The sequence below is a fragment of the Protofrankia sp. Cas8 genome (genome assembly GCF_963555845.1).
Lineage (GTDB): Bacteria > Actinomycetota > Actinomycetes > Frankiales > Frankiaceae > Protofrankia.
Genome location: NZ_CAUVXI010000200.1, coordinates 1 through 10,235, shown reverse-complemented (window position 1 = coordinate 10,235; position 10,235 = coordinate 1). Strand labels below are relative to the sequence as shown.

The following is a 10,235-nucleotide window of genomic DNA, read 5'->3' as shown; positions in this document are numbered from 1 at the left end:
CCAAGGTGTCGTCGGCCTCCACCAGACGGGCATCCCGGACGAGTTCGAGCCCGGCCTGTCCGTCCGATTCATGGGTATCAACGAGAAAGCCGTCATCTCCTACCTGGTCAGCACTTATTACTCGGCTGCGGTTCTCGTGCCGGACGCGCTCGGCGTCCTGGAGAACGTCGAGGTAGCCAGAGCCCGCGACTAGCCGTGGTGTTGTCCGCGGAGCAGTCGAAGAGGAAGGTTACGTGCGGTTCATGGTGCCATTCGAGCTACCGGAGTTCTATGTGCCCCATCCGGCACGGCTGAATCCGAACCTGGAACGAGCTCGTGAGCACAGTAAATCCTGGGCTTACGAGATGGACATGGTCGACGCGTCGCAGAACGGCGCCGTGATCTGGTACGAGTGCGACTTCGACGCTCACGACTACGCACTGCTCTGTGCTTATACCCATCCGGACGCGACAGGTCCAGATCTTGACCTGGTGACCGACTGGTATGTCTGGGTGTTCTACTTCGACGACCACTTTCTGGAGCTGTACAAGCGAACCCACGACCTGACCGGCGCGCAGGAATATCTTGATCGGTTGCGGGCGTTCATGCCGACGGATGGCGCGATCACACAGCCGCCGACCAATCCGGTGGAACGCGGCCTTGCGGACCTGTGGACCCGGACCGTTCCGGCCCGGTCCGCGGATTGGCGGTGTCGGTTCGCCGCCAGCACCGGGAATCTCCTGGATGAGTCGTTGTGGGAGCTTTCCAATATCAACGAAAACCGGATTGCCGACCCCGTAGAATACATCGAGATGCGGCGAAAGGTCGGCGGAGCCCCCTGGTCGGCGAATCTCATCGAACACGCGGTGGCCGCTGAGGTACCCGCCGAGATCGCCGCGACCCGGCCTATGCAGGTACTGCGGGACACGTTCGCCGACGGCGTGCATCTGCGCAACGACCTGTTCTCCTACCAGCGCGAAGTCGAAGAGGAAGGCGAGCTCAGCAACGGCGTCCTGGTCTTCGAACGATTCCTGGGGTGTGGTACCCAGGAAGCCGCCGACATCGTCAACGACCTGCTTACCTCCCGGCTGCACCAGTTCGAGCACACCACCTTCACCGAGTTACCCCCGCTCGTCGAGGAACATGGCCTTGACGTGGCGGCCAGAGCGGATGTCATGGCCTATGTGAAGGGGCTGCAGGACTGGCAGTCGGGTGGTCATGAATGGCATTTGCGGTCGAGCCGTTACATGAATGGCGGGGCCAAGGCGGGCACCGGCGCCCTGGGCGGTCCGACGGGCCTGGGCACCGCAGGAGCGCGCATCGGGTCCGCACTGGTCTCGACGGCACCGCAGCGATTGCGGAGCTTCACCCACATCCCGTATCAGGTCGTCGGCCGGCTTCAACGTCCCGATTTCTACATGCCGTATTCCACTCGGTGCAGCCCGCACCTGTCCGCTGCACGTCGCCACATCGTGGAGTGGGCCGGCCAGATCGGGATGCTCGACCCGGTGCCCGGAATCTGGGACGAACACAAGCTCAGGGCGTATGATTTTCCGTTGTGTTCGGCAGGGATCCATCCGGATGCGACGGCGGACCAACTGAACCTGACCACGGGCTGGCTCACCTGGGGAACCTACGCCGACGACTACTATCCGGTGATCTTCGGCCGGACGGGTGATCTAGCCGCCGCGAAGGCGTGTACCAGGCGGCTGTCGGAATTCATGCCGGTGGAGTCCGCCGTCATTCCGGTCCCCGTCAACGCGCTGGAACGCGGTCTGGCCGATCTGTGGTCCCGTACCGCGGGACCCATGGCCGTGAGCGCGCGTCGCATGTTCCGCGGCGCGATCGAGGATATGACCGGTAGCTGGTTGTGGGAACTCGCCAATCAGCGACAGAACCGGATTCCCGACCCGATCGACTACATCGAGATGCGCCGCAAGACCTTCGGTTCCGATCTCACCATGAGCCTGTGTCGGCTGGCTGCGGGGCCGACGGTGCCACCGGCGATTTACCAGACCCGACCGATGAGGGCACTGGAGCACGCGGCCGCGGACTACGCCTGCCTGCTCAACGACGTGTTCTCCTACCAGAAGGAAATTCAGTTCGAAGGTGAGATCCACAACTGCGTTCTCGTCGTCCAGAATTTCTTCGACTGTGATCGTGAACGCGCTGTCGGGGTCGTCAATGATCTGATGACGTCCCGGCTGCGCCAGTTCGAACATGTTGTCGCCATCGAACTGCCCGCGCTCTGTGACAGTTTCAACCTGGACGCCGACGCACGGGGCGCGGTGCGGGGATATGCCGAGGAACTGCAGAACTGGCTGGCCGGAATTCTCCGTTGGCATCAGGGAACCCGTCGATACGAGGAAGCTGAACTGCGACACCATCCGGCAGCCGGGACACCTCCGTTCGGCGGCCCCACCGGACGAGGCATCTCGGCGGCCCATAGCGGCTGGATCCGCTCGTCGGACGGCCTGGGTGTGGCCAATCGGTAGAAATACCCTGGAACATCAGAAATATGAATTAAAGTGGATAAAATGCCGCCCGGGATCGAGCCCGAGCCCGGGCGGTCCATGCCGGCGGAATATTGCGACCAAATAGTAGCTGCAAATTATTTGCAATAAGTGCAGCGTATCTGAACGGAAATTCACCGGAGAATGGATAATCAAAGCTAAAGTTGCCTGACCTCTGCACAATGGCAACCCGTTGTTTACTGATCCGAGGAATGCGGGCCATCTCGGCAAATCAGAGTCCATCGCGTAGACCCGCCAGGGGGGCGGGCCGTCGCGAGGGAGACTCCATGTCGGGCGTGCACGGTCCACATGACCACGACCATCACCACCACGACCGACCGGTCAGCGAGGGGCTCGACCTGGCCGTACCGGACGCCGCGCTGTCGCCGTCCGAGCTGAACCGGCGCAGCCTGCTGCGCAGCGCCGGCCTGTTGGGCGCTGGGGTCGCCGCGGGGAGCGTCCTTGGCGGACAGGGTGTCGCACTCGCCGGGCCATCCGACGGATCCGACCGGCGGGAGCCCGCTGGCGGCTTCCGGTGGCTCGCCGGCGACCACCACATCCACACCCAGTACAGCCCGGACGCGATGTACCGGGTGAGCGACCAGGTTCGGCACGCGTCGCAGAACGGCCTGGACTGGATGGTCATCACCGACCACGGCAGCGTCGCACACGCCAAGTTCGGTGTCGACAAGGTCAACCCGGACATCCTCGCCGCCCGCGAGGACTACCCGCGGACGTTGCTGTTCCAGGGACTGGAGTGGAACATCCCCGCCGCCGAGCACGCGACCGTGTTCGTGGCTCCCGGTCCGAACGAGGTGGCCGTTCTCAAGCAGTTCGAGAACGCCTATGACGGCGTCGTGATGGGCGCGACGGCCGGCACCGCCGCGAACGAGGCGTTGGCGATCTCCGGGCTGTCCTATCTCAGTGACGCCGTCCGCCAGGGCCAGGTCTCGGACGCACTGATGCTCGCCAACCACCCGGCCCGCCGGGGTCTCGACTCGCCGCACGAGTTCCGCGGCTGGCGCGACAGCGCACCCGACATCGCGATCGGCATGGAGGGGGCGCCCGGGCACCAGGCGCTCGGGATTGCGGCGCCAAACGGTGCCGCCAGCGGCCGCGGGGCATACGATTTCGCGCCGCTGCCCGACTCGTTCCCGGGCTTTCCGATCGAGTACTACCGCACGTTCGGTGGGTTCGACGCCTTCACCGCTACGGTCGGTGGCCTGTGGGACTCCATGCTCGCCGAGGGTCGGCCGTGGTGGATCACCGCGAACTCCGACTCCCACAAGGTGTACGCCGACTGGGCGAAGAACCCCGTCAACAACAACGCCAACGCGCCCTGGGACGCGGCCGGCGACACGTTCAACAACTTCGGCCGCTACGGGGACCCCGTGTACGCGGGCGGAATCGCGTTCAACGGCGACTTCTGGCCGGGCTACTACAGCCGTACCCACGTCGGCGCGGCCCGGTTCGACTACGGCGCGGTGATGGCCGGGATGCGGGCGGGGCGGGTCTGGGTGGATCATGGCGCCCTGATCGACGGCCTCGACCTGCGGGTCCGGCCGTTGGGCTCGGGTCAGCCGGGCACGACCCTCGGCGGCACGCTCAGGGTGCGCAAGGGTGCCGACGTCGAGGTCGTCATCACGATCACGCTCGCGAGCCGGCCGAACTTCGCACAGTTCCTGCCGAAGCTGGCCCGGGTCGACCTCATCGCGGGTGACGTGCTCGGCCCGGTGCAGGATCGCGACAGCTTCACCACGCCGAACACCAAGGTCGTGAAGTCGTTCGACGTCAGCGCAGCGACCGGCAGCGTCACCCTCACCTACACCTTCACCGACGTTGCGGCACCGTTCTACCTGCGGGTTCGCGGGACCGACGGCAACCGCACCGCGCCGGGCCTGCTCGGGGCGGCGGTCGACCCCAACGGCCCGCCGATCGACATGGTCGGCAACGCCGACCCGTGGGCGGACCTCTGGTTCTACTCGAACCCGATCTTCGTCACCGCGCCGGGCCCGCTGTCGCCCCCCCGCTGGAAGCAATGACGGTCGTCGGCGTCGACACCGACATCCGGTCGCTGGCAGAGATCGACCATCTGGTGCTCGACCTCTGGCGGCGGATCGGCTCGCCGGCCGACGCCTACGCGTGCACGCACATCGTCCGGGTAGGCGTACCGCACTTCGCCGTCTCGTTGACCCTCCCGCCAGGTCTCGTCGACACGGCCGTCGACGGCGTACGCAGCGTCCTGCCGGCCGCCGCTGTTGCCGTTGTCGAGCCGGGAACCCCGACGCCGGCCGTGGGAACGGACAACCCGGACCCGGCGACCGGGGCCATGCTCGCGGCCCGTGATGCCGCCGCGCGCACGGGTGGCAGGGCGGTGCGCTTTCCGGGTGTTGAGCGGCTGGTGGGGGATGTCCCGGTGAGCAGCGTGCTCGCCGGGACGGCGATCGACCGGTTCGCGGTCCTCGGCGGTGGCGAGCTGCCGGACGCGGCGGTGCTGCGGACCCGCGACTTCGTCCGGCCCGAGTGGCGGGGCGAGGAGCTCGTCCTTGCCGTCGGCGCCACCGGACCGGGTCTGGTTGCGCCGTTCGAGGTACCGAACCCGACCCCGTGCTGCGCCTACCACGCCTGAGTCCTGATCCCTGCGTGCCATAACCGGCCGATCAAGGCCCCTGCTGCCATCCGGTGGCAGGGGCCTTGATCGTACTGTCCGTGCACGTCGATACCCGGATCGCAGGAGGGTATCGAAGGAGGGGTATGAATAGTCGGTGCGGCGCAGGCCAGCCGTGCCAGATACGGGAACGCGATCAATCGAACGCGACAGGTGGTGCCCATGGCTCATAAATCAATCGATATCCCGACGGGTTCGGGAGCGTCGCCTTCGGGCCTGTCGCCTTCGGGCCTGTCGCCTTCGGGCCTGTCGCCTTCGGGTCGGTCGGTCACGGAACTGGTAGCCCGCAGCGGAGGGCTCAAGGGTGAACTCGTCCATTTTGCGCAGAGTTCGCGATTCGAACGCCAGCTGACGGCCCGGCTGCTGGAAGCTGCCGACCGGCACGGCGGTGCACTCGACGAGGACATGGCGGTCCTCATCATCGACCACTTCGCACTCCAGCAGCGCCTGAGTGATGGTCGTACCGTCGTCGAGCGTTTTGTCGCCCAGCGCCGTCCCCCGCTATCCGAGGATGACAAGGCGATGGTTCTCGGCTGGCGCAATGTGGTCGAGGGGAGCTTCGAGGTGCAGCAGCCCGACGGTGATGCGTTGGTCGTGCACAACCTCGTCGACGATCTCGTCTACCAGCTGTACTCCAACATGGGCCGCGGTGCCTTCGCCGAGCTGCAACCCGGCATGTTCGTGGTCGGCCGGATCGTCCCTGTCCATCCGGCGCTGGACGCCTGGCTGGTCAGTGGGCATCTCGCCGCGTATCCCCGGTCAGCGGGTCCCCAGCTTGCGCAGGCCGTGGCCGAGGCGGTCGCTACCGTCCCCGAGGTGGCCTTCCGTAATCCGGAAAACCTGGAGCGGGCCTGGGAACTGCAGGCCGAGGATCGGGCCGACTTCATCGCGTACTTCGGCTGCGATCTGGTCATTCTGCCGCCGGATGAAGCCGAGCGCGGTCTGCGGGAATACTGGCGGCGCCGTCAGGAGAAGCTTCTGGAGGGCTTGGAGGGGAAGGCAGCCGAAGGCGCCCGGTCGCTGGCGCTCGCTCCCGAGCAGCTGTTTCAGTTGCCTGACGATCTGCGCTCTGCCGACACCGTCGCCATCGTCTATGACGAGACCGAAGGACTCAGCTTCTATGGTGATTACGGCCATCTCGATGCCCTTTTCGCAGATCCCTCCCTCGCTCGAGACCGAGACCACGCGGCGCGGTTGCGTGCATACCTGCGGGACGACAGCGTGTCGCCGTCGGCCATCCGGCGTCTTGTGGCGCGTCATCCAGCGGAGGTGAATCGGGTCTTTCGTGCCGTCCTCGGTAAGTCGCAGTTCAGCTGGGAGCGGGACGGGGAGGCGTTGTTGCGTCGCCGGAAGAAGGAGTTCTTCGAACGCGAGCCGCGTCCCAGCTTCGCGCCTGTCGGCGACCGCGTGGCCGAACTGCTCCGCGCGGGCCGTTGATCTCCTCGACAGGGGCATCGGTCACTGGCAGCCGTGGTCGGTCTCCCTCCGGAGGTAGCTGCGCACTGTGACTCCTGGGACGGTCTCGGTGCTGTCCAGGCGGAAGCCGTCGGCATTCACGGCCCGGATGAAGTCCGCCTGCACAGCGCCGACCCAGGCGGTACGGTCATGGCTGCTCACCAGCCATATCCGGCGGTAGCCACACAGTTCCGAGGCTGCCTGCCTGACCTCGACAGCGGGCCCGCCGGGGGTGGGCCTGTCGTAGAGGGAACGGCCGCCGTCGACGCGCGGAACCAGGGAGCGCGGCAGCCGGTCGTTGTGGTCTCTGGCGTAGAAGGTGAACGGCGCATAGCCGGCCGGGTTGAAGAAGGCGATTGCGTCCTTCCGGTCTGACCGGTCAGACCGGTCAGACCGGTCGACGACGAGCCGTGCGGCAGCGCGGAAGTCCTCCGGCGCGGGCGTGTCGTAATACGCGCGTACGGATATCAGCGCAAAGGCGACGGTCACGGCCAGGATCGGGCCTCGCGCGACGAAGCGGGGGAGCCGCGCCATACCGAATGCGGCCAGCAGGGTCAGGCCGGGAACGGTGACGATCAGGTAGCGCGGGAGAAACAGGGGCGCGAGGAACAGGGATGCGATGACGTTGGCGAGAAGCGAGCCGAATCCCATGACAAGTGTGAACCACATCGGCCGGGAGCGCCATCCCAGCAGTACGCCGAGGGCCATGCATGCGCAGTAGAGCCAGAGCAACGGCGAAGTCCCGACGGCTCCGACTGTTTCCGCAACGGTTGGTGTGAGACGGGAAGCGCGTAGCGGCGGCACCCATGACAGCCGGGTCGAACCCTGGCGGTGCAGCACCCAGAACAAGGGTGCGCACCCGATGGCCTGGAGCACAACGCCGGGCGACAGGCATGCGGCTTTCGTCCGGAACAGAAGCGTGACCGCGACGATCTCGCAGGCCACGGTGAAAGTAGCGACGACGTGCGAGTAGATGGCGGCTGAGCAGGCCAGTCCCCACATGACGGACAGGCCCGGGCGGGACGTGTCGAGCAGCCTGCACACCAGGTAGAGCGTCAGCGTGACGAGAAAGAGAGTCAGGCCGTAGGATCGATCCTCCTGACCGTAGTGAATGGCAAAGGCATTGACCGCGATCAATAGCCCGGCAATAATCCCGGTTGTTTCACCGAGGAGACGTCGTCCCGTCGCAGCGAGCAGCGGTATCGTTGCAACGACTGCTATACCGGAAAAAGCCCTCGACCATGTTACGTCGTCGCCGGCGGTGGTCCACAGCTTCAACAGGACGGTATACAGACCCATGTTGGTCTCGTGGTCCCGGACGAAAGCCCACATCGGCCCCCAGCTGGTGGAGACCAGCCCGACCGTGACCCCCTCGTCGAACCAGAGACTTTTCCAGCCTGTGTTGTGGAAGACGAGGAGCGAGGATGTAATCGTTGTCAGTAGCACGCAGACCTGAAATCGTGCGGTCGCCGGGCCGGGCAGATTCTTCATGATCGCCAGGGGCCACCCACGCCCCCGCGCGTTCGCCACGCCCAACGGATCGTCGGGCACGGCGAAAGGGCTTCTCATCGGGTCCGACGATAGGGCTCTGGAAAACCCGAACCAGTCTCAACGCGCCGACACGACAAAACCTCCGGTGGTGGACCGCGGGACGGACAGGGCACGGGCGCAGTTGCTTGTCAGCAGGTTAGTTGCTTGTCAGCAGGCCATGAGGGCGCGTAACGCCCGGGTGGGACGACTGGCGTGGTGTTGTCATCGAATAGTTTACACGATCAATACCTTCTGTACATGCTCTGGCTACCTACTGGCAATCTGGCGATGTGAAGTTTTTTTCGCTACAGATGCACCATTTGGTGCGTTGCCGGAAGTAGATCGCATCTCACCGAGCCGGGGAGCTCTTCGGCCGCGGAAAGGACGCACATGATCGCCATCCAGCACGTGACCCGGCAGGCTGCTGCCCGCCTGCTCATGATCGCCGTTCTCGCTCTCGGGGTCGCCGGCGCCACGCTTTCGGTCACCCATCCCAACTGGTTCAGCGGATCCACCGCCGACGCCGGGGTCATGCAGATCGGCCCGGTCAAGCCGGGCACTCCCACCGGCCCCATCATCGTCAGCACGAAGTGACCTTTCCGGGTCGCTGATCGGCCGGGGAGTCCGGGAGCCGGGGAGACGAAATACTCCCCGACTCCCGGACAAGCTGCGGCGGGAACGGCGGGAACAGAATCGACGGACGTTCGGGGGCAGCTGGTGGGGGCAGTCATGACGGAGGCGGTCATGGTGGCGCCAGCCGAAGCCAGCTCCCGACACCCGACGAGCACCGACCCCGAAGGTGTTCCGCCTCGCCGTCGGCAACGAATCCCGGCCGCCGTTTTCACCGCGCTGGCCGTGCTGGTGGGCGTTGTGGAACGGCCGCAGCTCCTGGCCGGTTTCTTCATCTGCGCGCTGCTGTTCATTCCGCTTGAGCAACTGCTGCCTCTTGTCCGTCGGCGCCGGCGGGAGGACTGGTATGTGGACGTCGCACATACCTTCGCGAACCGGCTGCCGATTACCGTCGTCTCCACCGCTGTTCTCACCGTCCTCGCGCCCGCCGTGCACCACGTCTGCCCGCAAGCCGTGCGAGAGTTGCTGCTGCGCCAACCCGGCTGGTGTCAGTTCATCATCATCCTGCTGCTGGCGGACCTGGCGAATTACACCGCACACCGGGCACTGCACGAGTTGCCCCCGCTGTGGCGGCTGCACGCGGTTCATCACTCCAGCCGCGAGCTCGACTGGCTGTCCACGAGCAGAGGTCATCCGCTGGATCAGATCGTCAACCTGACGGCAATCGTCCTACCGCTGTACGCGGTCGGTTTTGATCTGACCTTCTCATCCCTGTTCGTCGCCTTCCAGTTCTACTTTCCGTTCCTCGCCCATGCCAACACGCGGCTCACTCTGCGTCCGCTCAGCGTCGTCTTTGTCACGCCGGCCTTCCATCACTGGCACCATGCCGATACTCCCGAGGCGGTCAACCGCAACTACGGCGCCGTCTTCTCCTTCTGGGACACCCTGCTGGGCACCCGCTACCTGCCCGCGGGGACACCGCCGGCCTACGGGATACCGCAGGACATGGCGCCATCCTGGGCCGGCCAACTCGTTGCACCGTTCCGACCACGCCGAACAGGCGTATCGAAGTTGTCGGACGTCGTCGCTACGGTGCCCTGTGTCGTCACACCGATGGAAGGGGACACCGTGACCCGAGCCGACAGGGCCGTGACCAGCGAGCGCGCCGACCTGCTGGAGACGTTGGCCAAGCACCGGTACTTCCTGCGCCACACGGTCCGCGACCTGACCGACGATCAGGCCGCGCAGCGCACCACCGTGAGTGAGTTGTGCCTGGGCGGTCTGATCAAACACGTCGCGTTCACCGAACGGGGTTGGATCGCCTTCATCATCGAGGGCCCGTCGGCGATGGAGCAGTCGCCCGCGAAGCTGACGGAGCGGTCCGAGGCGTTTCGCATGCTGGCCGGGGAGAGCCTGCCAGGGCTGCTCGACGAGTACGAGCAGGTGGCGCGCCGGACTGATGAGCTCGTGCTGGCGTTGCCTGATCTCGATGTCTCCCAGCCGCTGCCCGAGGCTCCGTT

The 10,235-nt window shown here is 65.7% G+C and carries 7 protein-coding genes and 2 pseudogenes; 8 read left to right on the top strand and 1 reads right to left on the bottom strand.

What is annotated here, in order from left to right:
- The 5 genes and pseudogenes from U9977_RS22030 to U9977_RS22010 all read left to right on the top strand — a co-directional run.
- A pseudogene (locus U9977_RS22030) lies at positions 1-193 on the top strand (Crp/Fnr family transcriptional regulator); the annotation flags it as partial.
- A 49-nt stretch (positions 194-242) separates the two neighbouring features.
- On the top strand, positions 243-2,474 hold the full coding sequence (locus U9977_RS22025) for a family 2 encapsulin nanocompartment cargo protein terpene cyclase (protein WP_322751188.1): 2,232 nt from the start codon (positions 243-245) through the stop codon (positions 2,472-2,474).
- A 305-nt stretch (positions 2,475-2,779) separates the two neighbouring features.
- Entirely contained in the window at positions 2,780-4,534 is a 1,755-nt protein-coding gene (locus tag U9977_RS22020) for a PHP domain-containing protein (protein WP_322751187.1), read from the top strand.
- On the top strand, positions 4,531-5,121 hold the full coding sequence (locus U9977_RS22015; RefSeq protein ID WP_322751186.1) for a hypothetical protein: 591 nt from the start codon (positions 4,531-4,533) through the stop codon (positions 5,119-5,121). The genes U9977_RS22020 and U9977_RS22015 overlap by 4 nt, the downstream gene beginning before the upstream one ends.
- 201 nt (positions 5,122-5,322) lie before the next feature.
- Positions 5,323-6,597, top strand: a complete 1,275-nt coding sequence (locus tag U9977_RS22010; RefSeq protein ID WP_322751185.1) for a hypothetical protein — start codon at positions 5,323-5,325, stop codon at positions 6,595-6,597.
- A 21-nt stretch (positions 6,598-6,618) separates the two neighbouring features.
- Here U9977_RS22010 and U9977_RS22005 read toward each other — a convergent pair whose 3' ends face one another.
- Complete coding sequence (locus tag U9977_RS22005; RefSeq protein ID WP_322751184.1) at positions 6,619-8,184, bottom strand: glycosyltransferase family 39 protein; 1,566 nt, start codon at positions 8,182-8,184, stop codon at positions 6,619-6,621.
- 351 nt (positions 8,185-8,535) lie between these two features.
- Between U9977_RS22005 and U9977_RS22000 the strand changes: the two genes are divergently transcribed.
- The 3 genes and pseudogenes from U9977_RS22000 to U9977_RS27205 form a co-directional block, all read left to right on the top strand.
- Positions 8,536-8,739, top strand: a complete 204-nt coding sequence (locus tag U9977_RS22000) for a hypothetical protein (RefSeq protein ID WP_322751183.1) — start codon at positions 8,536-8,538, stop codon at positions 8,737-8,739.
- 135 nt (positions 8,740-8,874) lie between these two features.
- Positions 8,875-9,612, top strand: a pseudogene (locus tag U9977_RS27210) (sterol desaturase family protein); the annotation flags it as partial.
- Positions 9,613-9,828: 216 nt separating this feature from the next.
- Positions 9,829-10,235, top strand: a 407-nt coding sequence (locus U9977_RS27205; protein ID WP_416210742.1) for a DUF664 domain-containing protein, incomplete at its 3' end; no start/stop codon positions are given.

Excerpts from the sequence above, each read along its gene's own strand:
- U9977_RS22005 (WP_322751184.1), bottom strand. The coding sequence starts at position 8,184 with ATGAGAAGCCCTTTCGCCGTGCCCGACGATCCGTTGGGCGTGGCGAAC.
- U9977_RS22010 (WP_322751185.1), top strand. The coding sequence starts at position 5,323 with ATGGCTCATAAATCAATCGATATCCCGACGGGTTCGGGAGCGTCGCCT.
- U9977_RS22025 (WP_322751188.1), top strand. The coding sequence starts at position 243 with ATGGTGCCATTCGAGCTACCGGAGTTCTATGTGCCCCATCCGGCACGG.
- U9977_RS22020 (WP_322751187.1), top strand. The coding sequence starts at position 2,780 with ATGTCGGGCGTGCACGGTCCACATGACCACGACCATCACCACCACGAC.
- U9977_RS22000 (WP_322751183.1), top strand. The coding sequence starts at position 8,536 with ATGATCGCCATCCAGCACGTGACCCGGCAGGCTGCTGCCCGCCTGCTC.
- U9977_RS22015 (WP_322751186.1), top strand. The coding sequence starts at position 4,531 with ATGACGGTCGTCGGCGTCGACACCGACATCCGGTCGCTGGCAGAGATC.